At 64.1% G+C, this 25,670-nt stretch carries 21 protein-coding genes and 1 pseudogene; 5 read left to right on the top strand and 17 right to left on the bottom strand.

The genetic code is table 11. The features are described from left to right. Positions 1-21: 21 nt before the first annotated feature. Positions 22-1,014 carry a Bug family tripartite tricarboxylate transporter substrate binding protein gene (locus VAR608DRAFT_RS20495; protein WP_088955728.1) on the top strand — a complete coding sequence of 331 codons (993 nt, stop codon included), beginning with the start codon at positions 22-24 and terminating at the stop codon, positions 1,012-1,014. Between the two features lie 183 nt (positions 1,015-1,197). Continuing rightward, on the top strand, positions 1,198-1,617 hold the full coding sequence (locus VAR608DRAFT_RS20490) for a hypothetical protein (RefSeq protein WP_088955727.1): 420 nt from the start codon (positions 1,198-1,200) through the stop codon (positions 1,615-1,617). Positions 1,618-1,674: 57 nt separating this feature from the next. On the opposite strand, the gene VAR608DRAFT_RS20485 is transcribed toward VAR608DRAFT_RS20490, so the two are convergent. Together VAR608DRAFT_RS20485 and VAR608DRAFT_RS20480 are read right to left on the bottom strand one after the other, a co-directional pair. Beyond that, positions 1,675-2,004: a hypothetical protein gene (locus VAR608DRAFT_RS20485; protein ID WP_157731071.1), complete on the bottom strand. Its 330-nt coding sequence runs from the start codon at positions 2,002-2,004 to the stop codon at positions 1,675-1,677. Between the two features lie 81 nt (positions 2,005-2,085). Beyond that, positions 2,086-2,361, bottom strand: coding sequence for an MFS transporter (locus tag VAR608DRAFT_RS20480; protein WP_157731070.1), 276 nt, complete (start codon positions 2,359-2,361; stop codon positions 2,086-2,088). A gap of 165 nt (positions 2,362-2,526) precedes the next feature. On the opposite strand from VAR608DRAFT_RS20480, the gene VAR608DRAFT_RS20475 reads away from it, so the two are divergent. From VAR608DRAFT_RS20475 to VAR608DRAFT_RS20465, 3 genes are all read left to right on the top strand, one after another. Beyond that, positions 2,527-3,411 (top strand): LysR substrate-binding domain-containing protein, encoded by an 885-nt coding sequence (locus VAR608DRAFT_RS20475; RefSeq protein WP_088955724.1) that lies wholly within the window; start codon positions 2,527-2,529, stop codon positions 3,409-3,411. A 169-nt stretch (positions 3,412-3,580) separates the two neighbouring features. Continuing rightward, the gene (locus VAR608DRAFT_RS20470; RefSeq protein ID WP_088955723.1) at positions 3,581-5,242 is read left to right on the top strand and encodes an L-lactate permease; all 1,662 of its coding nucleotides are present in this window, start codon (positions 3,581-3,583) and stop codon (positions 5,240-5,242) included. 18 nt (positions 5,243-5,260) lie between these two features. Then, positions 5,261-6,415: an alpha-hydroxy acid oxidase gene (locus VAR608DRAFT_RS20465; RefSeq protein WP_088955722.1), complete on the top strand. Its 1,155-nt coding sequence runs from the start codon at positions 5,261-5,263 to the stop codon at positions 6,413-6,415. A gap of 709 nt (positions 6,416-7,124) precedes the next feature. Here VAR608DRAFT_RS20465 and VAR608DRAFT_RS20460 read toward each other — a convergent pair. The 15 genes and pseudogenes from VAR608DRAFT_RS20460 to VAR608DRAFT_RS20390 form a co-directional block, all read right to left on the bottom strand. Next, positions 7,125-7,585, bottom strand: a pseudogene (locus tag VAR608DRAFT_RS20460) (acyl-CoA dehydrogenase family protein); the annotation flags it as partial. A gap of 34 nt (positions 7,586-7,619) precedes the next feature. After that, on the bottom strand, positions 7,620-9,092 hold the full coding sequence (locus VAR608DRAFT_RS20455; protein WP_088955721.1) for an NAD-dependent succinate-semialdehyde dehydrogenase: 1,473 nt from the start codon (positions 9,090-9,092) through the stop codon (positions 7,620-7,622). A gap of 23 nt (positions 9,093-9,115) precedes the next feature. Further along, the gene (locus tag VAR608DRAFT_RS20450) at positions 9,116-10,204 is read right to left on the bottom strand and encodes a tartrate dehydrogenase (protein ID WP_088955720.1); all 1,089 of its coding nucleotides are present in this window, start codon (positions 10,202-10,204) and stop codon (positions 9,116-9,118) included. A 23-nt stretch (positions 10,205-10,227) separates the two neighbouring features. Next, positions 10,228-10,668 carry a hypothetical protein gene (locus VAR608DRAFT_RS20445; RefSeq protein ID WP_088955719.1) on the bottom strand — a complete coding sequence of 147 codons (441 nt, stop codon included), beginning with the start codon at positions 10,666-10,668 and terminating at the stop codon, positions 10,228-10,230. Between the two features lie 18 nt (positions 10,669-10,686). Beyond that, entirely contained in the window at positions 10,687-12,399 is a 1,713-nt protein-coding gene (locus tag VAR608DRAFT_RS20440; RefSeq protein ID WP_088955718.1) for a phytoene desaturase family protein, read from the bottom strand. Between the two features lie 13 nt (positions 12,400-12,412). Next, a complete protein-coding gene (locus tag VAR608DRAFT_RS20435; RefSeq protein WP_443082960.1) occupies positions 12,413-13,753 on the bottom strand; it encodes an aspartate aminotransferase family protein in 1,341 nt (446 codons plus the stop codon). Positions 13,754-13,755: 2 nt separating this feature from the next. Further along, a complete protein-coding gene (locus tag VAR608DRAFT_RS20430) occupies positions 13,756-14,829 on the bottom strand; it encodes a phosphotransferase (protein WP_157731069.1) in 1,074 nt (357 codons plus the stop codon). Positions 14,830-14,837: 8 nt separating this feature from the next. Continuing rightward, positions 14,838-16,253 carry a gamma-aminobutyraldehyde dehydrogenase gene (locus VAR608DRAFT_RS20425; RefSeq protein WP_197700398.1) on the bottom strand — a complete coding sequence of 472 codons (1,416 nt, stop codon included), beginning with the start codon at positions 16,251-16,253 and terminating at the stop codon, positions 14,838-14,840. 129 nt (positions 16,254-16,382) lie between these two features. Beyond that, positions 16,383-17,978, bottom strand: coding sequence for a gamma-glutamyltransferase (gene ggt, locus VAR608DRAFT_RS20420; RefSeq protein WP_172843882.1), 1,596 nt, complete (start codon positions 17,976-17,978; stop codon positions 16,383-16,385). Positions 17,979-18,012: 34 nt separating this feature from the next. Continuing rightward, positions 18,013-18,879 carry a carbon-nitrogen hydrolase family protein gene (locus VAR608DRAFT_RS20415; protein WP_157731068.1) on the bottom strand — a complete coding sequence of 289 codons (867 nt, stop codon included), beginning with the start codon at positions 18,877-18,879 and terminating at the stop codon, positions 18,013-18,015. Positions 18,880-18,945: 66 nt separating this feature from the next. Further along, positions 18,946-20,388 carry an amidase gene (locus VAR608DRAFT_RS20410; protein WP_088955713.1) on the bottom strand — a complete coding sequence of 481 codons (1,443 nt, stop codon included), beginning with the start codon at positions 20,386-20,388 and terminating at the stop codon, positions 18,946-18,948. After that, positions 20,385-22,085, bottom strand: a complete 1,701-nt coding sequence (locus tag VAR608DRAFT_RS20405; protein WP_088955712.1) for an ABC transporter ATP-binding protein — start codon at positions 22,083-22,085, stop codon at positions 20,385-20,387. Before VAR608DRAFT_RS20405 ends, VAR608DRAFT_RS20410 begins: the two co-directional genes overlap by 4 nt. After that, complete coding sequence (locus tag VAR608DRAFT_RS20400) at positions 22,082-22,972, bottom strand: ABC transporter permease (RefSeq protein WP_088955711.1); 891 nt, start codon at positions 22,970-22,972, stop codon at positions 22,082-22,084. The genes VAR608DRAFT_RS20405 and VAR608DRAFT_RS20400 overlap by 4 nt, the downstream gene beginning before the upstream one ends. Continuing rightward, positions 22,972-23,913: an ABC transporter permease gene (locus VAR608DRAFT_RS20395; RefSeq protein WP_088955710.1), complete on the bottom strand. Its 942-nt coding sequence runs from the start codon at positions 23,911-23,913 to the stop codon at positions 22,972-22,974. Before VAR608DRAFT_RS20395 ends, VAR608DRAFT_RS20400 begins: the two co-directional genes overlap by 1 nt. Positions 23,914-24,041: 128 nt before the next feature. Beyond that, complete coding sequence (locus VAR608DRAFT_RS20390; RefSeq protein ID WP_197700397.1) at positions 24,042-25,604, bottom strand: ABC transporter substrate-binding protein; 1,563 nt, start codon at positions 25,602-25,604, stop codon at positions 24,042-24,044. Between the last annotated feature and the right edge of the window lie 66 nt (positions 25,605-25,670).

Raw genomic sequence — 25,670 nt, 5'->3', positions numbered from 1 at the left:
CCATCACGCCTCGAGGCCATCATGCGCGCCCATCCCTCCACGCTGCTGTCCCGCCGCCAGGTCCTCGCCGGGCTCGGCGCCGCCGGCCTCGCCTTCGCCTCCCCGGCATTGGGCGAGACGTATCCCTCGCATGCCATCAGGCTGGTGGTCGGCTACGCGGCGGGCGGCTCGGTGGACGTGATCGGCCGCATCGTCGCCGACCTGCTGGCTGCGAAGCTCGGATCGGCGGTGATCGTGGAGAACCAGGCCGGCGCGGCCGGCGCCATCGGCGCACTGCGCGTCGCCAGGAGTCCCGCGGACGGCTACACGCTGCTGGCCGGCAGCAGCAACGAGCTCGCGGCCACCATCACGGTGAACCCGGCGCAGAAATACGATCCGCGCAAGGACTTCGCGCCGATCGCGCTGATCGCGACCGCGCCGGTGCTGCTGGTCGCCAGCGCGAACACCCAGGTGAAGAACCTCGACCAATTCTTCGATCGCGTGAAGAGGAATCCGGGCAAGTCCAGCTACGGCACCTCCGGCGTGGGCTCGCTGCAGCACTTCGTCGGCGAGCTGATCAAGCAGCGCGCGGGCGTGGCGTTCATCCACGCGCCCTATCGCAGCGGCGGCGCGCTGGTGAGCGATCTGGTCGGCGGCGCGGTCGATTTTGCCGGCCTGTCGCCCACCATCGCCGCGCCCTTCCTGCAGGATGGGCGCATGGTGGCCCTGGGCGTGAGCTCAGCGTCCCGCTGGCCCGGCCTGCCGCAGGTGCCGTCGCTCGGCGAGCATCCGCTGCTCCAGGGCTTCGATCTTTCCGGCTGGTTCGCGCTCGCCGGCCCGCGCAACATGCCGTCCGGCGTCGTGCAGCACCTGCGTGCGCAGATGCAGGCGGGACTGCAGGATCCGCTGGTGCGCCGGCGGCTGCAGGAGAACGGAGCGCTCCCCGCCACGGGCACCGAGGACATGGCGCGCCTGATCGACCAGGACGTGGCGCGCTATGCGGCGCTGGTGAAGTTCGCGAACATCCGCGAGTGAGCGCTGCGCGGGCGGGCACTCAGCCCGCGCCGGAGCAAGACGTGAGCCCCGACCTCGAACGCAATCTCGCTAAGAAACGTTCGCTTGATCGTCAGTCAGAAAGCCGCGACCGGATGTGCGTCAACGTCGGAGGATCCGCCGCCGTTGAGGATGGGCCGTACCTCAACTCTTCCAGGGGTCAATATGAGCAAATTTCTAGCGATCGCAATCGCAAGCCTGTTCGCGGCGGGCGCCTATGCGCAGAATCCACCCGGAGCATCTTCGGAGCAACAACCGGTCACAAACAGCAAGCCGCAGAATCGCGCCGAATCCAAGGCGGAGGCGCGCCCTCAAGGCATGGTGAAGACGCCAACCGGCGATTCGGCGAGCAACACTGAAGTCAACCCCCTGGCGACTGGAAAGTCCGGCAACAAGGCCCAACAGCGCGTCGACTCACGGCCCCAAGGCATGGTGAAGGCGCCGACCGGCGACTCAGCCAACAATGCTGAAGTCAATCCGGTCGGGAATGGCAAGGCTGCGAACGCCGGGCAGGCGCGCGTCGAAGCACGCAACGCGAAGGCGGCGGCCAAGAAGGCGGTCCCGCAAGGAACTACGCCGAACTGAGCGTTGAGTCTCAGTGCGGCGAGAGGCACCACCTTCCACCGGATGACCGCGAATGCGTCATGCATGGCTGCCGTAGACCAGGGCCGCGATGAGCACGACGCGCCGGAACACGGCGATTCCCATGAGCTCCCTGATGGCTCTGAAGGACGATGTCCCGGCATTTGCGTGGGTGTCCTGATCACGCGCAGGCAACCGCAAGGCGCTCGCCGCGGCCAGCAGGAGCAAGCCGCCCTGCATCCATGCGATCGATGCGAGTACCGTCCAGCCAATGACCTGGCCGGCAGCGAGCGTGCCGAACACGAAGGCAGCCGACGCCGAACCTCGCACCCAGCCATACTCGAAGCTCATGCCTGTCGAAGCGCGCGCCTTCGAGGCATTGAGCGCCAAGGCATCGGCAAGCGACGTGGTCGGTGTGAGTGCAGCTTCATGGCAGAGGCGAACCACCAGAATGATCCCGAAGCCTGCGATTCAGGGCAGGGCCCATGCAAGGCACGCCGCAAGGGCGGCCGCCGCGGCCAGTACCTGGCGCAATCGCCGCCACCGATCTGCGACGCTCGCCGCGACGGATCCGGCAACCAGACGGACGATCGTGCTCAGTCCCAGCAAGACCCCGATCTGCTCGGGTGACATCCCTCGCGTTTCGAAGAAGCGAGGCCAGAACGGCGACGCCACGCCAAATGCGGCGTACATGAGCACGTACAGGAGCACGAATGAGCGCAACGCGCGAGGCTGGGGCGTTTGCATGGTGGCATGCGCGAGCTGGCTCCTCGGCTGGTGAATCAAGGATCGTATGCCCTCTCCCGAACGACATCCGTTTGCAGGCCATCCGCCGCCGCCGTCGGCCGCATTCATCCGCGCGAGCGGCCGAGCGCGAGGCTTCACAATGCGGACTTCGAGCTTCCGACTGCCATGCCCCCGCCACGCATCCCCCCCATCCAAGGCCTCCTTGCCTTCGAGGCGGTGTCGCGCCTGCGCAGCGTGACGCTGGCCTCCGAAGAACTCAGCGTGACGCCCAGCGCGGTGAGCCACCGCATCCGGCAGCTCGAGACGCAACTCGGCCTGAAGCTTTTCGCGCGCAACGATTTCAGCCTCAGCCCCGACGGCGCCGCCTACCTGGCGCGCGTTCGCGAGGCGCTGGCAGCGCTGCAGGAAGTGCCCAGCCAGACCGGCGCGTCCGGCACGGTCCGGCTGCGCGTGGCGGTCACGCCCACCTTCTCCCGCCAGTTGCTGCTGCCGCGGCTGGCGCTGTTTCGCCACGCCTACCCCGAGATCGAGCTGAGCCTGCAGGTGGCCATTCCGGTGCTGAACCTCACGGCCGAAGAGTCCGACATCGAGTTGCGGTTCGGCACCGGGCCCTTTCCGGATCGCGAGTCGATGCACCTGCTGTCGGACGAGGTGACACCGGTCTGCAGCCCGGACTACCTGCACGAAGCCGGCCCTTTCGACAGCTTCGAGACCGCCGAAGCGGTCTCGCGCGCACGGCTGATCCGCACCCCCCTGGAGCCCTGGCGCACCTGGTTCAGGGCCTGCGACATCACGCAGGCGGAGCCTCGCGCAGGCGACCAGTTCAACGACCTCGGCCTGGTGCTCGACGCCGCCGTCGCCGGTTTCGGCGTGGCATTGATGCGGCTCAAGCTCGGCCAGGCCTGGCTCGACAGCGGGCGGCTCGTGCGCCTGTCGCGCAGGAGCGTGCGTTCGCCGCACGACTACTTCCTGTGCTGGAAACCCGGCACGCTGGAACGCTGGGAATGCGCGGCCTTCGTCGACTGGCTGCGCCAGTCATTGCGCGACTGAGACCGATCTTGACGCGGCGCTGACGCCGTTTGAAAAAGCTTCACGCAACGGCCCAGCGCTTTTCACGCCGGCCCTCGACCGGCGTTCCTACAGTCGGTGCCTCGCGCTGCCGCGGCCGCCCTCACCCCGGCCTGGCGGCGCTCCCGAACAACGACACCGGAGACAAGCCATGACCTGGCAGCAAATCTACGACCCCTTCGGCAACATGATCATCTCGACCGCGCTGGCCGCGATCCCGGTGGTGCTGATGCTGGCGTGCCTCGGCTTCTTCCACATCAAGGCGCACATCGCCGCCGGCCTGGGCCTGATCGCCGCCCTCGCCGTGGCCGTGTTCGCCTACGGCATGCCGGCCGGAATGGCCGGCCGCGCCGCGCTGTTCGGCGGCTTCACCGGCCTGCTGCCGATCGGCTGGATCGTGCTGAACATCATCTTCCTGCAGCAACTGGCGGAGCAGAACGGCAGCTTCAAGGTGCTGCAGGATTCGCTCTCGGGCATCACCGAGGACCGCCGCATCCAGTTGCTGCTGATCGCCTTCTGTTTCGGCGCCTTCTTCGAGGGCGCGGCCGGCTTCGGCACGCCGGTCGCCGTCACGGCCGGCATCCTGATCGGACTGGGCTTCTCGCCGCTGGCGGCCTCGGGCCTGAGCCTGATCGCCAACACCGCCCCGGTGGCCTTCGGCGCGCTCGGCACGCCGGTCATCACGCTGGCCAAGGTGCATGGCTACGACCTGATGGAGGTCACCGCGATGATCGGCCGCCAGCTCCCTTTCTTCTCGCTGATGGTCCCGTTCTGGCTGATCTGGGCCTTCGCGGGGCGCAAGGCGATGATGGAGATCTGGCCCGCGATCCTCGTGACGGGCCTGTCCTTCGCGATCCCGCAGTACCTGGTGTCCAACTTCATCGGTCCCGAGCTGGTGGACATCATCGCCGCCATCGTCTCGATGGTGTCGCTGGTGCTGTTCCTGCGCGTGTGGCAGCCCAGGAAGATCTGGACTTCGCCTTCGCTGCGCGGCCACGACGCCAGCGCCGCCGAGGCGAAGCCGCCGGCCCCGGTGGTGACCCACAGCCGGGCGGCGCTGGTTCGCGCCTGGACGCCCTGGCTGATCCTGTCGGTGTTCGTCTTCGTCTGGGGACTGCCCTCGGTCAAGACTGCGCTGAACGGCATCTTCGCGCCCTCCTTCCCGATGGCCGGGCTGCACGACATGATCCAGAAGATGCCTCCGGTGGTGCCCACTCCGCACCCCGAAAGCGCCGTCTACGTGCTCAACCTGCTGTCGGCCACCGGCACCGGCATCCTGCTGGCAGCCGTCGTCGGCGCGCTGTTCATGAAGTACCACCCGCTGGAGATCGTGCGCACCTTCTTGCGCACGCTGTGGCTGGTGCGCTACTCGCTGCTGACCATCGTGCTGATGCTCGCGCTCGGCACGCTCACGCGCTACTCGGGCACCGACACCACGCTGGGCCTGGCCTTCGCGAACACCGGCGTGCTCTACCCGTTCTTCGGCACGCTGATGGGCTGGATCGGCGTGGCCATGACCGGCTCCGACACCGCGAGCAACGTGCTCTTCGGCGGCATGCAGAAGGTCGCGGCCGAGCAACTGGGCCTCTCGCCCAACCTCATGGGCGCAGCCAACAGTTCGGGCGGCGTGATGGGCAAGATGATCGACGCCCAATCGATCGTGGTCGCCTCCACCGCCACGCGCTGGTTCGACCACGAGGGCGACATCCTGCGCTACGTCTTCTTCCACTCCATCGCGCTGGCCTGCCTGGTCGGCATCTTCGTGACCCTCCAAGCCTATTTGTGGCCCTTCACACAGATGGTGATCCGCTGAACCCGGGAGACATCCGCCATGACCGTCATCACCACCATCGAAGACCTGCGCGTGCTGGCCGAGCGCCGCGTCCCGCGCATGTTCTACGACTATGCCGACTCCGGCTCCTGGACCGAGAGCACCTATCGGGCCAACGAGAGCGACTTCCAGAAGATCAAGCTGCGCCAGCGCGTCGCCGTCAACATGGAGGGCCGCAGCACGCGCAGCACCATGATCGGGCAGGACGTGGCCATGCCGGTAGCCATCGCGCCGACCGGCTTCACCGGCATGCAGCATGCCGACGGCGAGATCCTCGCGGCACGGGCGGCCGAGCAGTTCGGCATTCCGTTCTCGCTCTCGACGATGAGCATCTGCTCGATCGAGGACGTGGCCGCCCACACGACGGCGCCGTTCTGGTTCCAGCTCTACGTGATGCGCGACAAGGACTTCGTCGACCGGCTGATCGATCGCGCCAAGGCCGCCCGCTGCTCGGCGCTGATGCTCACCCTGGACCTGCAGGTGCTGGGGCAACGCCACAAGGACCTCAAGAACGGCCTGTCGGCACCGCCCAAGCCCACCCTTGCCAACCTGATCAACCTGGCAACCAAGCCGCGCTGGTGCATGGGGATGCTCGGCACCAGGCGCCGCACCTTCGGCAACATCGTGGGCCATGCGAAAGGCGTGGGTGACCTGTCGTCGCTCAGTTCATGGACGGCGGAGCAGTTCGATCCCGCCTTGAGCTGGGCGGATGTCGAGCGGATCAAGAAGCGCTGGGGCGGCAAGCTCGTCCTCAAGGGCATCATGGACGCGGAGGATGCGCGCCTTGCGGCCGCCAGCGGCGCCGATGCGCTGATCGTCAGCAACCACGGCGGGCGCCAGCTCGACGGCGCGCCCTCGACCATCGAGGCGCTGCCGGCCATCGTCGAAGCGATCGGATCGCAACCCATCGAAGTCTGGCTCGACAGCGGCGTGCGCTCGGGGCAAGACGTGCTCAAGGCGCTGGCGCTCGGCGCCCGCGGCACGATGATCGGCCGCGCCTTTCTCTACGGCCTCGGCGCCCTGGGCCAGGCGGGCGTCACCAGGGCACTGGAAATCATCCACAAGGAACTCGATGTCACGATGGCCTTTTGCGGCCACACCGACATCCGCAACGTGGATCGCAGCATCCTGCTGCCGGGGACCATTCCGGGCTGAGCGCCGGGCCAAGGCGGGGTGGCCGGGGGCGGCGTTCGCTCGCTCGCCGCCGCCGCGCGCGCGCGCGCGCGTTAGCTAACTAAAGTTGTGGAATTTTCGACTAACACTGGGTGCTAGATGCGGAATCTTTGGCAAAACGCGTCGCACCAAACCAACAGCCGAGCGGGCAGCGCTAAGAAGTAAAACGGTAGTGCTCACTGAGGCGGACGCCGTTGGCGGTCCGTCCGCCACGGTGCATCGCTTAGGACCTTGGTCTGGCGAGTAAGTCGTTCGACGAGTTCAGGTGGCCGCGGCAGGCTCGACCGCCGTTCCCGAGTTCGCCTTACTTCACACTCACACCGCAAAGACCACGGCAAAATCGCATCATCATGATGACCCAGCCTGGAAACCTCTCCGACGAGGATCTTCTCGATCGTGCGCATCAGCTTCGCCTTTTGGCACTTCGCGGCCACGTGGAAGCTCGCGGGCCTGCTCACGAGCACGAACGGGAAGTCCGGCGCCGGTTTGGCAGTGGGACCACGCAGAGTGCGCCGTTAGAAGCGCCTGCACCCAGCCGTTCCTTTTGGCGGTTTTGGTAGAAGCGAATGGCCACAGGTTGGCTGTCGCACCTAGGTACAGGGCGACCGGCCAGTTTGGGGCGTCCCTCGCGTCTGCTGTCCGGCCGGTGTATGCCCCGGTCATTAGGCGATGACGGGCCCGCCCATCTAGTTGCCTCGGTCTTCTCGGCCAGGTGGACCGACTTGCGCGTCATGCTCCAGCGATGAACCTCGCTGGCCCATCGTAGATGCGGAGGGCGCGGATGTCGGTGAAGATGCGCATCACGGGCGATTCACCCGTCACTCCCTGCCCGCCCAAGATCTGCACGCAGCGGTGGTCCCCACGCGCCATTCAGCCTCGGGGCAAACGACCTTGGCGCGGCTCGACTCGAAGTTGCACTTTTCGCCCTGGTCCAGCATCCAGGCGGTATGCCATATGTGCAGGCGCGCCGTGTGCAGGTCCATATCGTTGTCGGCCAGCATGAAGCCCACGCCCTCGTGTTGGGCCAGCGACTGTCCGAAGGCTTGGCGCTTGTGCGCGTAGGCCAGCGCAGTGTCGTGGGCCCGGCGCCAAACGTACTTGCGCATAGCGAAAGCCCCTATCCGCCTCGCCCAGCACGTCGGCGGCCGGCACGACGTATTCGTCCAAGTCCAGCGGTAAGCATTCGTCAATGAAGCTGGCCTTGACACAAGTATTTGACGTGCATGTAGTCATCGAGACCATGCACGGAGCCTTCGCGACCATAGCCAGAGGCCTTCACCCCACCGAAAGGAGCGGCTTCGGCCGCAAGCACGCCCTCGTTGATGCCGACAATTCCACTCTCCAGCGCATCAGCAACCCTCCAGATACGACGGACGTCACTTGAATAAAAGTAGGCCGCTAATCCAAAGGGCGTGGCATTTGCCAAGGCGATCACATCGGCCTCATTGCTGAAACGTGTAATCGGCACTACCGGCCCGAATGTCTCCTCATTGCTACAAGCCATGGTGGAATCGACGTTGACCAGCACCGTGGGCGCATAGTAGTTCGGGCCAAGCGCGCTGAGACGAATCCCTCCTGTGAGGACCTTGGCTCCCTTCGCGATTGCATCTTGTACGTGGCGCTCGATCTTCTCCGCTGCGCGCGCGTTGATCATCGGGCCTATCTGCGAGTTTTGATTGCTCGCGGGCCCCACCTTGAGCGCGGCGACGTATCCGGTCAGCCGATCGGTGAAGGCATCATGCACACGCTCATGCAAGAACACCCGGTTCGGGCACACGCACGTCTGGCCGCCATTGCGGAACTTGGCTGCCATCAGGCCCTCCACCGCAGCGTCAATATCCGCATCCTCAAAAATAATGAAGGGTGCATTTCCGCCAAGCTCGAGAGAGAGCTTCTTGAGCGTATCTGCCGAACGGCGCGCCAAGTGCTGGCCCACGGGTGTCGACCCAGTGAAGCTGATCTTGCGAACGCGCGCGTCATCGAGCCAAACGTCCACCACCTCTGGCGTTCGCTCGCGCGAGGCAGTCACAATGTTGATCACGCCGGGCGGTACGCCAGCCCGCTGCGCAAGCTTGACCAAAGCCAGCGATGTCAGCGGAGTATCCTCCGCAGGCTTGCACACCACCGTGCACCCCGCCGCGAGCGCGGGAGCGATTTTGCGAGCGATCATCGCCGCCGGAAAGTTCCAAGGCGTGATCGCCGCGACCACACCCACGGGCTCCTTCAGTGCAAGCATGCGCCGGCCCGTCACCGGGGCGGGGATGACGTCGCCGTTGGCGCGCGTGGCCTCCTCGGCGAACCACTCGATGTAGCTGGCCGCATAGGCGACCTCGCCGCGCCCCTCGGCCAGCGGTTTTCCCTGCTCGCGCGAGATCAACCGACCGAGGTCTTCTTGGTTGGCCATCACCAGGTCGTTCCAGCGCTTGATGATCTGTGCCCGCTGCTTCGCGGGCACAGCGCGCCAGATGGTGAAGGCTGCATGCGCGGCATCGACAGCCGCGCGCGCATCGGCCGCACTGCCGTCCGGCACGCTCGCGAACACGGTGTCTGTGGCGGGGTCGGTTACGTCGAAGCGGCGCGCATCGCTCGCCTCGCGCCATTCGGCGCCGATCAGCTGGCGTCCAGGCATCAGGTCCTGGCACTCAATGGACAGTGTCATGGTATTTGTCATGTAGGGGCTTTTCAGGCAGCAGTGACCCGCTCGGCGATGGCCAAGCCCACCTCGGTGGTCGAAGCCGTGCCGCCGAGATCGCGCGTGCGCGGGCCATCGCGTAGCACCGTCTCGACGGCATCGAGGATCGCGTCGTGCGCGGCGCAGCCCGCACCTTGGCCTTGCGTGAGGAAGTCCAGCATCAGCGCGCCGGACCAGATCATTGCGATCGGATTGGCGATGTTCTGCCCGTAAATATCGGGCGCCGAGCCGTGCACGGGCTCAAACAACGACGGGAACCTGCGTTCTGGATTGAGGTTGGCCGAGGGCGCGAGGCCTATGGTTCCAGTGGTCGCAGGCCCGAGGTCGGAGAGGATGTCGCCGAACAGGTTGCTCGCCACCACCACGTCAAAGCGCGTAGGTTGGAGCACAAAACGCGCCGACAAGATGTCGATATGCTGCTTGTCGAGCGTTACCTCAGGATAGTCGAGGCCAACGGCATCTGCGCGTTTGTCCCACCAAGGCATGCTGATTGCGATGCCATTACTCTTAGTGGCCAGCGTCAGGTGCTTGCGCTTGCGCCCGCGGGCGGTCTCGTAGGCGTACCTCAGAACGCGATCGGCGCCGTGGCGCGAGAAGACCGACTCCTGAATCACGATCTCGCGCTCGGTGCCCTCGTACATCACACCTCCGAGCGAGGTGTACTCGCCCTCGGTGTTCTCACGCACCACGAGGTAGTCGATGTCGCCTGCCTTGCGGCCGGCCAGGGGGCAAGGCACGCCCTCAAAAAGGCGCACCGGGCGCAAGTTGATGTACTGGTCGAATTCGCGGCGGAACTTCAGCAGCGATCCCCAGAGCGACACGTGGTCGGGCACAGTCGCGGGCCAGCCGACGGCACCAAAGTACACCGCATCGACGCCCCTGAGTTGGTCCTTCCAGTCGTTCGGCATCATTTGGCCGTGCGCAGCATAGTAGTCAGCACTGGCCCAGTCGATGGTGCGACAGTCGAGTTCAAGACCGAAGCGCGCAGCGGCCGCATGCACCACGCGCAGGCCTTCGGGCATCACCTCCCTCCCGATACCGTCGCCGGCGATCGATGCGATGCAGAATGTTTGGGTCATAGTGTTTACTGCAGCGACGATGCTCAGGCTGGCAGGACGAGCTTGAACAACTGGTGATCTGTGAACGTGCCGTCCGGATGCCCAACGAAGTTACCGGTCACAATTCCAGTCGCGCCCTCAAAGTGCCCGCTTCCGCCGGTCACCCGCCACGAGATGGAGCCGGTACTCAAGCCGTCCTCGCGGACGCTGAATCGGCCCGGCACGACCGTGTCAACATTCAGATGGCTGTCGATCCCCGGGAAATCGACCCGCCCCGATTCCCAGGTCCGATCGTCCTGCACCATGACCACCGTTTCGAATCGCGCGTCCCCAGCGGGAGCCTGCAACGATCCTTCAACATCGATTCGCAGCATCGGGTCGAGCGCTAGCACCCGTCCCGTGGCACGCGACTTGACGAATCCGGCCGCACTGCCGATAGGTTCGCCCTTGCCGGAGAAGAAGATGAGCATCGTGTATGTTTTCATGGCACGGAGTTCCTTTCGTCAATGCTTGCTGAGACGCTCGGTGAGGCTGCGCAGGATGCGCGATCGCGCCACCTGATAGCCCAAGCGCTGCCCTACATCGGTGTTAAGCAACCGGCCGATGACGCCTGGCTCGGCCTTGTCGATCTTGCGGCCAGCGGCGCTGTCCGTCTGTCCCGCCAGATCCGCGAGGATGCGCGCAGCTGCGTTGTGGCCTGGCATACCACTCACGCCACCGCCCGGGTGGCTGCCCGAACCGCAGAGGTAATAGCCCGCCAACGGGGTGCGATAGTGCGAGACCCCGTGGATCGGGCGGTTGTCGAAGAGGTTCTGCAGGCCGATCATCGACCCGTGGAAGATATTGCCCCCTGTGATGTGGTACGTGCGCTCAAGGTCGAGCGGCGTAATGATGTGGCGCCCCAGTATGTGGTGGCGCATATTCGGTGCGTAACGGAAGTAGGCCTCCAATACTCGATCCGCCCACTCTTCCCGCCGATCGTCCCAGGTGCCCGTCGAGAGTTCAAAGGGCAGTTGCTGAACGCCGAGCGACAGCGTGTGCGTACCAGGCCGCGCAAGGCCTGGATGAGTCACCGACGGAATCAGCGCCTCGATCACGAAGTCGTCCGGGAACCCACCGCGCCGTTGCGCTTCCCAAGCTTTCTCGTACATCGCAGGCGTGGGGCCGAGGATGTTGAGCCCCTGGTGCTGGGGACCAGTCGTGCCCGGCTCGAAGCCGACGTAGTCCGGCAAAGCATCGACTAGCAAGTGAATGCGCGCCATAGACCCGCGCTGATCGATCGCCTTGGCCTGCTCGCGCATCGGCGCTGGCAAGGCCCCCTCCGGCAGCAGCCCGACCAGCGAGCGAATCGGGTCCGCGTTGGAAACGATCAGTGGTGCGCGGATTACCTCACCGGTCTTGAGAACCACGCCAACGGCACGTCCGTCCTCGATCAGCACCCGCTCGACCGCCGCGCCGGTGCGAATCTCACCGCCATGCGCGCGCAGGCCGTTCGCCATCGACTCGCTGATCATCCCCATGCCGCCCTCGGGCAGGCCGTAGCGCCCAAACTGCCCCTCGAATTCGCCGAGCGCGTGATAGCCGTACACGTAGGCTGTCCCCTTAGTCGTTGGACTGCCCCAGGTCGAAACCAGTCCCATGAACATCATGAAACCGCGCAGCCGATCAGACTGTATGTAGTCCTTCAGCAGGTCCTCTGCGGAGGCAATCATGAATTCGTCGAAGAGCTTTTCTTCGCCGGCCTCAGAGAAGATCCTGCGCAACGCCTCGGCAGAAGGCGGGTCGCTCAGTTGCACCGCATGCGTCAGTTCACCGAAGCGCCGTAGCCTGGTGGCGAAGCGCATGAAGTTCGCGCCATCGGCCTTGTTGTGGCGCTCGATGGAGCGCAGCGTGCGGTCAATCTCCTGCCAGAACATCACGTGGTCGCCGTCATCCCACAGCGCCATCTCCTGCATGCGCGGCGCGACCGAAACAAGGCCGTGCTTGCCCAGTTCCAGGTCATCCACCACCTCCTGGCGCAGCATCATCTGGATATACGAGCAAGACGAGAAGGTGCCGCCCTGCACGAGTTCCTCGCTCGTGCAGGCACCGCCGATTACCGCCCTCGCCTCGATGACCAGAACCGTGAGTCCAGCACGTGCGAGATAGTTGGCGCAGACCAAGCCGTTGTGGCCCGCACCGATAACGATGGCATCGTAGTTGAGAGATGTACTCATGTCCGCTCCGGTTTCAAAGTGCATGGCCCAGCCTGCGGGCGTCAGCCATTACATCTGCAAGAATTTCAAGGAAGTAGGCGGCGTTCGCTTCGGTGAACGGAAGCGGCGGCCTGATCTTCAGCACGTTGCCGAAAGGACTCGACGCGCTGATCAATACCTTGCGGTCACGCAGCCTGTTCACCACATGAAGCGCAAGGTCAGCATGCGGCTCGCGTGTGACGGGGTCCTTCACGAACTCGGCTCCGATGAAGAGGCCTGCACCCCGGACATCGCCGATTTGGGGATAGTCCGCTGCCAGTTCGCACAGCCCCTTCTGAAGGAAAGCCCCGACCCGCGCCGCTTGCGCCATCAGTCCTTCCTGCTGGATGACATCGAGAACGGCATTGGCCGCGGCGCAGCACACCGGGTTGCCGCCAAAGGTATTGAAGTAACGAGCATCCCGAGCGAACTCCGCCAGCAGGTGGGGGCGCGCTACCACACCACCGATGGGCAGGCCGTTGCCCATCGGCTTACCCATCGTGACCAGGTCGGGGACGACGCCGTGACGCTGGAAGCCCCACATCGCATCGCCCGTGCGGGCGAATCCAGGCTGTACCTCGTCGGCGATGAAGAGACCGCCGGCCGCGCGCATGGCCTCGACCCCCCGCTGCAGGAACCCGGGCGGATCCGAGAAGACGCCGTCACTGGAGAAGATGGTGTCCGTCACTAGCGCGGCCGGTCGAATGCCGTGGCGTGCAAGATCGGCGATGGCAGCCTCAACCGCCTGGCCGAAACACTCACCTACGTCGCGCCCGCCAGCGCGGTATGCATCAGGCGCCGCCACCGTGCGCACGTGGTTGCCCAACGGGACACCATTGCCGAGGGACGGGGACATCTCCGCGATCGCCGCGGTGATGCCGTGGTATCCGTTCGCCGTGACGACAATGCCCTGCGCCCTTGTGTAGCGCTTGGCGACCCGAACCGCCAGGTCCGACGATTCGCTCCCGGTGCAGGTGAACATCACGTTGGACAGCTCACTCGGGAAAGTCGCCAGCAGCTTTTCTGCGTACGTCAGAACGATGTCGTAGAGGTAACGGGTATGAGTGTTCAGAACCCCCATCTGACGCGTGACGGCCTCCACCACCGCAGGATGGCAGTGACCGACAGAGGGAACGTTGTTGTAGACGTCAAGATAGGGCTCCCCCTCCTCGTCGTAGAGCCACACGCCTTCGCTTCGCACAACGTGCACAGGTCGTTCGTAGAAGAGCTTGTAGGAAGGTCCAAGAACGCGAGTACGTCGCTCCAGCAGTTTTTCGACGACCGGGCTAAGGTCTTCTGCGTGGGCAGGGTCGAAGGAATTGATCATCAAAGGCATGTTCATGTGGTTCTCTCCATGTAGCAGGCATCGCGCAGCGTGTTCGATGCCTGCGCACGATCCATCTCCGCGAGACGCTGGAGGCCCTGCCAGGCGATGGTGGTGTTCTTGAGGATGTAGGTGCTGTTGCCCGGATTGGCGCGTGCGCGCCATTCCGTGATCGCCACGGCCGCGCACAATCGCGTGGCCATGAGGTCGATGAAAAGATCGAGCTCCTCCGGCCGCAGCGGCAGCACGCTGTGGAAGCCCGTCACGATGTCAGCGACCGAATGCATCGCCTCGCCGTCGAGGTGGTAACAGGCTGCGATAGCCAGGTCATTCACGAGCGGCGCGCGCACCATGTCGCCGAAGTCCATGATCCCGCTAACGATGCCAGGATCATCCGCTCGCACCATTACGTTGTGGGGATTGAAGTCGCCGTGGATCACCTGGGCTCGCAGTCCGGCAAGGCGCGGCTGAACCTCGGCCTCGAAATGACGCAATGCGTCGCGCACCAGATTCCACGGCCTGGGCGGGTTCGAGCCTGAGATCGTCGTTTCCGGAATGATTTCATTGAGAAAGGCGGCACGCTGTATGTCCCACAACAGTTCGTGATCAGCGCCTTGATGGGCAAAGTCTTGCAATGCCGTGTCGAAGCTCGCAATGGCGGCGCCGAGCGCGCGTCGCTGACGACTGGATCGTGGCGCCTTCGAGAGAAGCTGTCCTTCGAGAAAGCTGCTCAAAGTCATGACGCGCGGCGCAGCGTCGCCCACCGAAACCGGTCGCGCGATGCAACCCTCACTGTCCTTGAGCAATGCCGGGATCGGGAGGGTCGAATCCGCTGCAGCGATCCACTGCAGCGCTTGCACCTGCATATCGAGCACGGAGGGATCGTCGGCAGGATGGGCGAAGCGAAGCACCAATCTGCCGCCATCCGCCGCGGTCAGCAAGAACAACTCATCGCGCTCGCTGGCCAGCCGGACCGCCCGGGCATCGACGCCATAGCGCTCCCGCACCAGGGCCTCGACCAGACCCTGCGGGGTCGGTGGCAGCCCCTGCGTCAGGCAAGCACCGAAGATGGAACTCAGGGTGGTCACGCCAAGTCTCACCCGAAGTTCATCATCACGTGGCGGATCGCGGTGTAGTCCTCCAGACTGAAGATCGACTGATCCTTGCCGTAGCCGGACATCTTCATGCCGCCGTGCGGCATCTCGCTGATCAGCGTGAAGTGCTGGTTGACCCAGGTCGTGCCGTACTGCAGCCGTGCGCTCAGATGACCGGCCGTCTTGACGTCGCGAGTCCAGACGGACGATGCCAGTCCGTAGCGGCTGTCGTTCGCCCATTCCAGCACCTGCTCCATCGTCTTGAAGGGCGTTACCGACACGACCGGACCGAACACCTCACGCTGGACAATCTCGTCGTCGTGCCTTGCACCCGCGAGGATCGTGGGCTCATAGAAGAATCCGGGGCGCTCGGGGCTGCGCCCACCGGTGAGCAGCTCAACATGCGTCAGGTCGGCCGCGCGTTCCACGAACCCGGCCACGCGATCGCGCTGACGCGCGCTCACGAGGGGTCCGAGTTCAGTGTCCTCGTCTGCAGGCGAACCGAGACGGATGGTCTTCACTGCGCCATGAAGTGCGGCCACGAACTTGTCGTACACCTTCTCATGCACGTACACGCGGCAGGCTGCACAGCAATCCTGTCCGGCGTTGTAGAAGCCGGCACTGCGTACGGAAGCGACGGCAGCATCAAGATCTGCGTCGTCCATCACGATGACCGGCGCCTTGCCGCCGAGCTCGAGATGCGTGCGCTTGAGGTTACCGGTTGCGGCCTGTAGCACCTTCTGGCCGGTCGCAATGTCACCGGTGATCGACGTCATCGCGACGCCAGGGTGGCCGCACAGCTGCGCACCCACCGAAGCACCCTGCCCCGTCACGATATTGACCACACCCGCTGGAAGCATCTGCGCCAGCAGGCTGCCCAGTTTCAAGGCGGTCAGGGGCGTTTGCTCCGAGGGCTTCATCACCACCGTGTTGCCGACGACGATCGGAGCGAAGATCTTCCAGGTTGCCATCGCAAGCGGAAAATTCCACGGCGCGATCGAACCGATCACGCCCAGCGGATCGCGGCGGATGACGCTCGTATGGCCAGGCACATACTCGCCGGCCGCAAGGCCCGTCATGCAGCGCGCAGCCCCGGCAAAGAAGCGGATGTTGTCGACGATGCCGGGAATCTCATCGTTCAGCATGCGCACGTAGGGCTTGCCGACATTGAGCGATTCGACGCGCGCGAAGTCCGTGCCCTGCTGCTCGATCTTGTCGGCAATCTTCAAGAGCAACGCAGATCGCGCGCCCGGCGTCATCTGCGACCACAATGGGAAGGCCTTCTTCGCCGCAGCGACCGCTTGGTCGACCTGTTCCGGCGAGGCCTCTCGGACTTCGGCGATCCGTGTACCGGTCGACGGATCGAGGATTGCCTCGCGTTGGCCTTCCCCCTGCACCAGCTTGCCGTCGATGAGCATGTCGGTCGTGAAGTTGTGAACCTGGGTAACGTTCATGGTGTGTTCCTTTGAGAAAAAGCAGCGGCTGACCCGCCCTGTCGGGCGGATTCGGCAGCGGGTGAGAAGAAGAGAGAGCGCGCGCTCAGGCGGTCAGACAGCCATGGCAACTCCGTCGTGACCCGGATCGGCAGCGCCGTCCAATCCGTCAGGTGCGACCTTGATGCCATGCACCGCGGCAAATCCGAAGCCATAGGGGCTTCGCACGACCTCATAGCCTTGCGCCGTAAGCTCGTCGGTGGCGCGGAAGGAGATCCGGTTGGAAACGTCAACCGCGTTGCTCGTGGCGGAGAAGCGCGGCGCGCTGACTGCCTCGGTCATCGTCATGCCGAAATCGAGCACGTTGAGGGTGGCCTGCAGCACGCCCATGGCGATCTGTGTGGCCCCGGGTGCACCGATCACCAGGCACGGCCTGTCATTCTTGAACACGATCGAGGGGCAGATGGAGCTAAAGCGCGCCTTGCCGGGCGCGATGGACCCGGCGCGCCCGGGGCGCGGGTCGAAGACGCCCATGCAGCCGTTGTACATGAAGCCCAGTCCCTCGGTGATGACGCCCGAAGGCATACCCAGGGAATGAGTCATGTTGACGCAGCCGCCGGCGGCGTCCACCACGCACAGGTGCGTCGTATCCTTCGATGGCAGGCCGCCGTTGAAGCGCGGGACCTCGCACCGAACGCCGCGACGGATCTCATCAGCCATCTTGCGCGCGTAGTCCTTGGACAGCAACGCCTCCATCGGCACCGACACGAATCTGGGATCGCCGACGTGCACATCCTTGTCGCACGTGGCGCGCTTCATCGCCTCCGCGACGACTCGCATGTAGTCCGCCGAGTTGTGCTCCAGCGCGCGCAGGTCGAAGTTTTCCAGGATGTTGAGCATCTCGATCAGCATCAAGCCGCCACCGGGCGGCTGATTGCTCGATACGGAGAAATCCCGGTAGGTCCCCCAGACCGGGTCGCTGCGCAGCGGCCGGTAGGCGGCCAGGTCCTCGCGCGAAACCAGTCCACCATTCTTGCGCATGTCCTCAGCGATACGCCCGGCGATCTCGCCCTCGTAGAAAATCTCGACGCCGTGCCGCGCGATCAGATGCAAGGTGTTTGCGAGGTCCGGGTTGTTGACCCGGTCACCGACCTGCTTGGGCGTTCCGTCGTCCCGGCAGTACAAGCGCCGTCCCGTCGCGCTGAAAGCCAGGCGTTCAGGATTCGACACCCGCCCCATCTGGTCTTCTTGCGTCCAGAACCAGTGCATGTGCGGACGTACCAGCCAACCTTTTTCCGCCCAGGCAATCGCAGGCTGCAGAACCTCTTCCCAGCTGAGCGTTCCGAATTCGACCTGCGCTTCATGGTAGGCCCTGAGCGATGCGGGAACGCACACCGACTGGTAGCCAATGTCGTTCACGCGGCCCTTGAGAATGAAGCCATATCCGTCGCGTGTCTCAGACTGGATCAGTGCTTCCCACATCTCTGGGCGCGCCGCCGCTGGCGCGGGCGAATGGAAATCGATGTAGCCGTGGTAGTTTCGTTCGGGGAGGTAGATGGCCATGCTGCCGAAACCAGCCACGCCGCACATCAAAGGGTCCACAACGCCCTGGACCAGCGCGCTCGCGATAGCAGCATCGACGGCATTACCTCCCGCGCGGAGAATCTCCGCACCGGCCTCGGACGCCTCCGGTTGGGGCGTCACGATCATTGATCGTTTGTTCACATGCACAATGATTCCTCGGTTAGTTGCAGGTCGCGGATGCCTTGGCGTGCCGTGCGCTCAGGGCGGCCTGAGCAACATAGAGTTCGGGACGGCGCAGATCGCCCAGCGGGTACCAGTCGCGCACCTTCTGGACATCGCCCAGATCGATCTCGGTCGTGGCGCAGACTTCACCGTCCGAGGCGCAGGTGAGCACGATGCCCCATGGATCCACCACCATGCTGCGACCGACGAAACGCGCCCCAGAGATCGGCTCCTGGCCATACATGCCTGTGGCCGCGATGAAGAGTTGGTTATCAGTGGCGCGCGTGCGCAGGGTGAACTCCCAATGGTCGAGCCTCGGATTAGGAAAGGCGGTCGGCAAGGCGATCACTTCGGCGCCTTGCAACGCGAGTTCGCGGATCACCTCGTGGAAGCGTAGATCTGCGCAGATCGCAATGCCGAGCCGGCACTTGCCGATGTCGAACACATGGAGCGAATCACCCGCGGTGATCTTCTGCGCCTCGCTCAGCCCATTGGCAATATCGGGGCCGCTGCCCGGTGAAAATAGGTGCGTCTTCCTGTAGCAGCCGACGATCTCGCCGGCAGGCGAGATGAGCGGCGCGGTGTTGTAGATCTTCCCATCCGCTGACCGCTCGAACATCGATCCCGTGATGTACATGCCGTGCTCGCGCGCCTTGGCGCACAGCATGTCAGTCGTCGGACCGGGGATCGGCTCGGCGATACGCTGGTAGGCTGTGGGATGGCTCGCACCACAACCGGTCATGGCTTCGGGCAGCACGGCAAGGTCGGATCGGCGCCGACCCGCAACGTCGAGCAGTCGGCGCATGCTCGCCAGGTTTGACTCGCTGTTGTCGATCGCGGTGAACTGGATCACCGAGATCGTCATGGTCCGATCGGATGGGAGATTGGTTGGTTTCATCAGATGAGGTCCGTCGTGAGGATGGGCGAACGATCAGTTCCAGATCGCGGGCTTGAGCGCATTCCAAGGCTGCGCCTCTTCGAGTTGGGCGGCCAGTCCGAGCAGCGTGTCCTCTGCGCCGACGGAGCCGACGAAGTGCACACCCATGGGCAGGCCACCAGACGATCGGTGCAGTGGTAGGCTGATTGCCGGCTGGCCCGTCATGTTCTGCAGTCCGGTGTAAGGGCAGTACTCACGCATTGGCTGATAGGCGCTGCGCCGGTCCGTCTTCTCGAGATCCAGATGACCAATGGGCCATGGCGGAGTGCTCAGCGTCGGGGTGATCCATACGTCGTAGTTGGCGTGCCATGCAGCGACGCGTCGCGCGGCAGCATGCAACGTCATCCATGACTTCTGATAATCGATCGCACTGACCCGCACGCCCGCTTCGTAGACGGACCAGACCATGCCCTGGAGGTCTTCCCTTCTTGGCTCGCGGCCGACAGTGAGGGCGGCCGCCTGTTGCATCAGCATTGCGTGCCCTGAGATCCAGATCTGCTCGAAGGCGGCTCGGACGGCTTCATACGGCATGCCAAGATCTGGCGAGGATTCCTCGACCACGTGCCCGAGTTGCTCGCAAAGTTGGGCCGCGCGATGCACCGCCGCCTTGCTCTCGGAGCTGGCGGCGTTGCCGTAGAGGTCACCGGTTGCGAAGCCGATCCGCAAAGGCTGCCTGCAGCGGTGCATGGCGTCGACGAAGCTCATTGCGGCGGCGGGTGCGGCATAGGGATCACCGGGCTCCGCGCCCGCCGTAACGTCCAGCATGGCAGCCGAGTCACGGACCGTGCGCGTAAGCACGTGGTCGATGACGATGCCATTCATGATGTCACCCAGTTCGGGGCCCACCGGCGTTCGAGCGCGCGTGGGCTTCAGTCCCACTAGACCGCAGCAGGAGGCCGGTATGCGGATCGAACCGCCCCCATCACCTGCATGGGCGATCGGGACCAGGCCTGCCGCCACCGCCGCGGCAGATCCGCCGGATGAGCCACCTGGCGAATGAGCGAGGTTCCAAGGGTTGCGTGCCGGACCGTACAGCGCCGGCTCGGTGATGGCCATGATTCCGAATTCCGGGACGTTGGTCTTGCCCAGAAGAACGGCGCCGGCTTCTTCGTAGCGACGCACGATGGTCGAATCGCGGGAGGAAGCTGTCGCCGGCGTCAAGTTCGCGCCTTGGCGCGTAGGCCACCCGCTTCTTTGCGCGCCAATGTCCTTCAAGAGCATTGGAACACCCGCGAACGGCAGGTTCATCGACACACACTTCGCACGCTCACGTGCCTCTTCGAACGCTGTGAACACGACGGCGTTGAGGGCCGGATTGTGGCGCTCGATGCGCTCGATCGCCGCTTCGACGATCTCAGAGGGATGAACATCTTTGCGTCGCACAAGCTCGGCGAGGCCGACGGCATCGTAGTTGGCGTAGTCGCTGAAAGAAGTCACAGTGCCTCCACCATTGGCGGCGACGCGATCACACGGGCAAGCGATCCGCCGCCCTGCGCCGGTTCCACGGGGCGGAAGTTTGGGAAATCCCAATGCCGCCCGGGCGCCGCCTGGATCAGGCTACGCGTATATGGATCCTTCGGGTCGACGAGAACTTCGGACGTCGGGCCTTGTTCGACGATTCGGCCGCTTTTCATCACGACAATCTCATCGCAGATCTGTGCCGCCACGCGGAGATCGTGCGTGATGAACAGCGTGCCAACACCCAGCCTCCGTTGGACGTCGTTGAGCAGTTCCAGGACCTGCGCCTGAACCGAGACATCAAGGGCCGAGACGGCCTCGTCGGCGATCAAGATGTCCGGTTTCATCGCCAGCGCGCGCGCGATGGCGATGCGCTGCCTCTGACCACCTGAGAACTGATGCGGATAGCGCGATACCGCATCCGCCGGAAGCCCCACCATCTCGAGCAGTGCGGCGGCTTCCGCCAAGGCCTGGGCGCGCGCCATGCCGAAATTGATCAATCCTTCGATGACCGATTCACCAACGCGGACTCGCGGGTTGAGGGAACGGTACGGGTCTTGGAAGACGACCTGGATGCGGCGGCGGTGCTGTTTCAGGGCCGCGCCCCGCAGTCGCGAGATGTCTTGCCCGCCGACAAGGATCGAGCCCTCGCTCGGCTCAATGAGACGAATTGCGCAGCGGCCCACCGTCGACTTGCCCGAACCCGATTCGCCGACGATTCCAAGGGTCTGACCGCGGCGCACCGCGAGCGTCACATCGGCCGCCGCCTTGACCTCTCTCACCTTGCCCAACAGCGAGCGAGTGCTATAGGTCTTTCCGAGGTCGTTAATCTGAAGGAGCACCTCTGCATCAGCGGCCCCCACCGCTGTGCGCGGCACCAGGCTGGGCACGGCAGACAGAAGCCTGCGCGTGTAGGCTTCGGCGGGATAGCGCAGGATCTGGTCGAGCGGCCCTGTTTCCACGAGGCTACCTTGGCGCATGACGGCCACGCGATCGGCGATCTCTGCCACGACGCCCATGTCGTGCGTGATGAACAGCACCGCCGTGCCCCGGTTGTCGCGCAATTCACGGATCAACGAGAGGATCTGCTTTTGCGTCGTGACATCGAGCGCTGTCGTGGGCTCGTCCGCGATCAGCAGGCGCGGGCGCAGGATGAGCGCCATCGCGATCATGATCCGCTGCCGCTGGCCGCCAGAGAGTTGATGCGGGTAGGAGCGATAGATGCGATCTACGTTCGGCAGATGAACCTCTTCCAGCATTGCCAGGATGCGTTTCCTGCGCTCCGCGCCACGCAGCGGCGTGTGAGCCTTGAGCACCTCATCGATCTGGTCGCCCACCCTGGCCACGGGATTCAGCGCTGTCACCGGTTCCTGGAAGACCATCGCCATCGAGGTGGCGCGCAGCGCCTCGAGGCGCTTCTCTGAGGCCCCGAGCAACTCCTCGCCCTCTAGTCGGATACTGCCACCCGCCGGCATCAGGCTGCCCCTTGGCAGCAGGCCCATGACTGAAAGCGAGGTGACGGACTTGCCTGAGCCCGACTCCCCCACCACACAGAGCATCTCGCCTTCACGTATTTCGAGCGAGATGCCGTCGATGACCTTCCGACCGTCCGCGCGCTCCACGGCCACGCACAGGTCGCTGATTTGCAGGATGGGCTCCTTCGTGATCTTGCTCATCGTCCAACCCCCCGCTTCGCCATCCGAGGATCCAGTGCATCGCGTGCCGCATCGCCAATCAGGTTGATCGACAAGATGGTGAGCGACACGCACAGGCCGGGCCAGAAGATCAAACCGGGCATGATGCGGAAATACGCTCGCCCATCCGCCATGATGTTGCCCCACGTCGGCGTAACCGGGTTGATACCTGCGCCGAGGAAGGAAAGGATGGATTCCGTCAGGATCGCCGACGCGCAGACATAGCTACCCTGCACGATCAGGGGCGCGATGGTGTTGGGCATCAAATGGCGCCACAGGATGCGCGAGGTCGAACTGCCGAGCGTGATCGCCGCCTCAACATAGGCCTCCTCCCGCGTCCCGAGCGTGACCGATCTCACAAGCCGGATCACGCGCGGAACCTCGGGAATCGTGATCGCGAGCATGACTGTCCAGATGTTCGCGCCGACGAGCGTGACGATCGAGATGGCAAGCAGTGTGTTCGGGATCGCCATCATCCCGTCGACGAATCGCATCAGCACCGCATCGACCCTGCGCATGTAGCCGGCGATGAGGCCGAGCATCATCCCGATGGCGACGCTTAGCAGTGCCGCCCCCAAGCCGATGACCAGCGAGATCCGCGCACCGTAGAAGATCCGCGACAGCAGGTCTCGACCATAGGCATCCGTGCCCAGCCAGTGGGTTTCACTAGCTGGCCTCAGGCGCATGACAGGTTGCAGCTCGAAGGGGTCGTGGGGCGAGAGCCACGGCGCAAAGATGGCCACCAGGACGATTGCGACCAAGAGCAGCGCAGACAGCGCCACGAGCGGATTGCGCACGCAGTAGCGTACGACGGCCTCCACAGCAGTGTTTGAGCCGGGAGGTAGAGTGAGGGGGGCGGCGTGGTTCATCAGTAGCGAATCCGCGGATCGAGCAAGGCGTAGCTCAGGTCGATCAAGAGGTTGATGACGACGTACAGCATGCTCGACAACAGCGTGATGGCCTGGATCACCGGGTAGTCCCGTGCCAGCACCGCGTCGATCGTGAGGCGCCCGATGCCGGGCAAGTTGAAGACGCTCTCTGTGACCACGACACCCGTGATCAGAAGAGCCAAGCCGATGCCCACCACCGTGATGATGGGTACGGCGGCATTGCGAAGCGCGTGGCGCAATAGCACGGCCAACTGACCGATTCCCTTGGCGCGTGCGGTCCGGATGTAGTCCTCGCCCAGTACTTCCAGCAGGCTCGTACGCGTGATGCGCGTGATGAGAGCGATGTACAGCAAGGTCAGTGTCAGCGTCGGCAGGACAATCCGCTCTGCAAAGGGTACCAACCCATCGGAGATGCTTTTAAAGCCTTGCACTGGTAGCCACTTGAGCTGGACCGAGAACACCTGGATCAGCGCGTAGCCGATGACGAAAACCGGAACCGAGAATCCGATGACGGATACAGCGACTACGGCGCGATCAATCCAGCTTCCGCGATGAGCCGCTGCCAACACACCGAGCGGAACGGCGATCAGGTTCGACAGGATGAGCGTGGCGACCGCGACGCAGAGGGTCGGCTCAAGACGACTCTGAATCATCTGCAGGACTGGCGTTCCGGAAATGATCGAGGTACCGAAATCGCCCTGAAGAAGATGCCCGATCCAGCGGAAGAACTGGATGTACAAGGCTTCGTTCAGTCCAAGCTGCTCGCGAATCATCGCAAGCTGTTGCGGCTGGACGTTGTCACCCGCAATGATGGCAGCGGGATCACCAGGCGTTAGCCGCAGAAGCAGAAAGATCATGACTGCGACGGCGCCCATGACGGGAATCGCAGCAAGGATCCGACGCATCAAGTAAATCAACATGGCAGTGCTCCGCCAATCCGTGTCGCCAGCGCAGGCGGCACGGACTGCAAAGAGAGGAAAGATCGGTTGGCCTGGGAATGTGGGCAGCGCGGGATCGCCCCTTCATGCGACCCTTGGCCGCGGTGCCGTCAGTCGGCTTTTTCCACGCCCCAGAAGTACGGCGAGGCAGGTCCCGCCGGCACGTTCTTGAGCTTGGCGCTCCATGCGGCAGGTGTCGCGAGTTGTCCCAGTGGGACGTAGATCACCCGCTCGTAGGCCAGCCTCTGCAGATCGACCGCAATGGCTTTGCGCTCCTCGGGCGTCTTGGCGCGGCCGAACTTGTCCCGGAGCGCTTCAATGTCGGCATCCTCCGGCCAACCTGCCCAGGCGCTGCCGTTCTTGCCGGTGGCGTTCAACGTCGGGCTCGTGAGCGGATTTGAAACATCCGCGCCACCCCAGGCCGAGAAGAACATGTTCCAGCCGCCTTCGCTGGCCGGCTTCTGGTTGTTGCGCATGCCCAGGGCCGCCTGCCAGTCAAGCGTAATCAGTTCAACCTTGAAGCCGGCCTCCTTGAGCAGTTGCATCGCGATCACCGGCTGCGTCTTCTGCGTGTTCACGTCCGTCGGGTGAATGATGCGGATTGGCGTGCCGTCATAACCTGACTCCTTCAGCACTTTCTTGGCTTCGGCCATGCCCCCGCCCTTGACCAAGGTCTCGGAACCCACGTCGGTGGCGAGCGGCGTTCCGCAAACAAACATCGCACCGCAGACCTTGTAGAACTTCGAGTCTCCCGCGATCGCTGCCAGGAAGTTCTCTTGCTTGAGCGCCAGCATCGCTGCGCGGCGAACCTTGACATTGTCGAATGGCGGATTGAGAAAGTTCATCCGCCCGACGACCTGGAGGCCATAGGGGTTCGGATTGCCGATGACCACCGACTTCTCGCCTTCAAGCAGCTTGAGGAGATCGATCTGCGGCTCGTCGATGTAGTCGATCTCCCCGGAGGTGAGGGCGTTGATGGCGGTCTGGGCGTCTGGCACTACAACCCACTCGACGCGATCCACCTTCACGGCTTTGCCCCCTGCGGCCCAACTGGACTTCTCGCTGCGCGGGACGTACTTCTCATTCTTCACGAACACCGCTTTGACACCGGGCTGGAACTCCTCCTTCACGAACTTGAAGGGCCCAGATCCAATCGACTCGGTGATGGCTGTCGTCGCCGGCGTGCTCGCGATGCGTTTCGGCATCATGAAAGGTACCAGTGACGACGGCTTGCCCAATGCCTGCAGAACGAAGCCCACCGGCTCCTTCATCGTGATCGTGATGACCTTGGGCGTGGTGGCCGTGATGCTGCTTATGTAGGAGAAGAGCTTCTGCCCCATGCTGTCGCGCTGGCGCCAGCGCTCGAGCGAAGCAATGCAGTCCTCGGCCGTCACTGGCGTTCCGTCGTGCCACAACAAGCCGTCTCTCAGCGTGAAGGTGTAGACGAGGTTGTCGGGCGAGACTTTCCAGTCGGCCATCTGCGGCCGGACTTCGAAGTTCTCATCCATGGCCACCAGCGTGTCATAGACCATGTAGCCGTAGTCACGTGTAATGTAGGCGGTGGTCGTCACCGGATCGAGAATTCGTAGCGGCGCATGCATCACCGCACGCACGGTTTTCGTTGCCGCCCAAGACGGCCCGACGATGGCCAGACTCCCGACCGCCAGCACCATGACAAAAACCGCCTTGAGCCTCGAGGCCCAACCGATGCCGGGAATATTCCGTTTCATAAATGCACT

Origin of the sequence: Variovorax sp. HW608, from assembly GCF_900090195.1 — a bacterium.
GTDB lineage: Bacteria > Pseudomonadota > Gammaproteobacteria > Burkholderiales > Burkholderiaceae_C > Variovorax.
The sequence above is the reverse complement of the archived record's forward strand: the minus strand, read 5'-3'. Positions and strand labels throughout refer to the sequence as shown.

Excerpts from the sequence above, each read along its gene's own strand:
- VAR608DRAFT_RS20435 (WP_443082960.1), bottom strand. The coding sequence starts at position 13,753 with ATGCCTTTGATGATCAATTCCTTCGACCCTGCCCACGCAGAAGACCTT.
- VAR608DRAFT_RS20415 (WP_157731068.1), bottom strand. The coding sequence starts at position 18,879 with ATGACGATCTCGGTGATCCAGTTCACCGCGATCGACAACAGCGAGTCA.
- VAR608DRAFT_RS20475 (WP_088955724.1), top strand. The coding sequence starts at position 2,527 with ATGCCCCCGCCACGCATCCCCCCCATCCAAGGCCTCCTTGCCTTCGAG.
- VAR608DRAFT_RS20490 (WP_088955727.1), top strand. The coding sequence starts at position 1,198 with ATGAGCAAATTTCTAGCGATCGCAATCGCAAGCCTGTTCGCGGCGGGC.
- VAR608DRAFT_RS20450 (WP_088955720.1), bottom strand. The coding sequence starts at position 10,204 with ATGACCCAAACATTCTGCATCGCATCGATCGCCGGCGACGGTATCGGG.
- VAR608DRAFT_RS20445 (WP_088955719.1), bottom strand. The coding sequence starts at position 10,668 with ATGAAAACATACACGATGCTCATCTTCTTCTCCGGCAAGGGCGAACCT.
- VAR608DRAFT_RS20400 (WP_088955711.1), bottom strand. The coding sequence starts at position 22,972 with ATGAACCACGCCGCCCCCCTCACTCTACCTCCCGGCTCAAACACTGCT.
- VAR608DRAFT_RS20495 (WP_088955728.1), top strand. The coding sequence starts at position 22 with ATGCGCGCCCATCCCTCCACGCTGCTGTCCCGCCGCCAGGTCCTCGCC.
- VAR608DRAFT_RS20465 (WP_088955722.1), top strand. The coding sequence starts at position 5,261 with ATGACCGTCATCACCACCATCGAAGACCTGCGCGTGCTGGCCGAGCGC.
- ggt (WP_172843882.1), bottom strand. The coding sequence starts at position 17,978 with ATGATCGTGACGCCCCAACCGGAGGCGTCCGAGGCCGGTGCGGAGATT.
- VAR608DRAFT_RS20455 (WP_088955721.1), bottom strand. The coding sequence starts at position 9,092 with ATGACACTGTCCATTGAGTGCCAGGACCTGATGCCTGGACGCCAGCTG.
- VAR608DRAFT_RS20470 (WP_088955723.1), top strand. The coding sequence starts at position 3,581 with ATGACCTGGCAGCAAATCTACGACCCCTTCGGCAACATGATCATCTCG.
- VAR608DRAFT_RS20405 (WP_088955712.1), bottom strand. The coding sequence starts at position 22,085 with ATGAGCAAGATCACGAAGGAGCCCATCCTGCAAATCAGCGACCTGTGC.
- VAR608DRAFT_RS20390 (WP_197700397.1), bottom strand. The coding sequence starts at position 25,604 with ATGGTGCTGGCGGTCGGGAGTCTGGCCATCGTCGGGCCGTCTTGGGCG.
- VAR608DRAFT_RS20425 (WP_197700398.1), bottom strand. The coding sequence starts at position 16,253 with ATGCTCATCGACGGCAAGCTGGTGCAGGGGGAAGGCCAACGCGAGGCA.
- VAR608DRAFT_RS20395 (WP_088955710.1), bottom strand. The coding sequence starts at position 23,913 with ATGTTGATTTACTTGATGCGTCGGATCCTTGCTGCGATTCCCGTCATG.
- VAR608DRAFT_RS20480 (WP_157731070.1), bottom strand. The coding sequence starts at position 2,361 with ATGCAAACGCCCCAGCCTCGCGCGTTGCGCTCATTCGTGCTCCTGTAC.
- VAR608DRAFT_RS20440 (WP_088955718.1), bottom strand. The coding sequence starts at position 12,399 with ATGAGTACATCTCTCAACTACGATGCCATCGTTATCGGTGCGGGCCAC.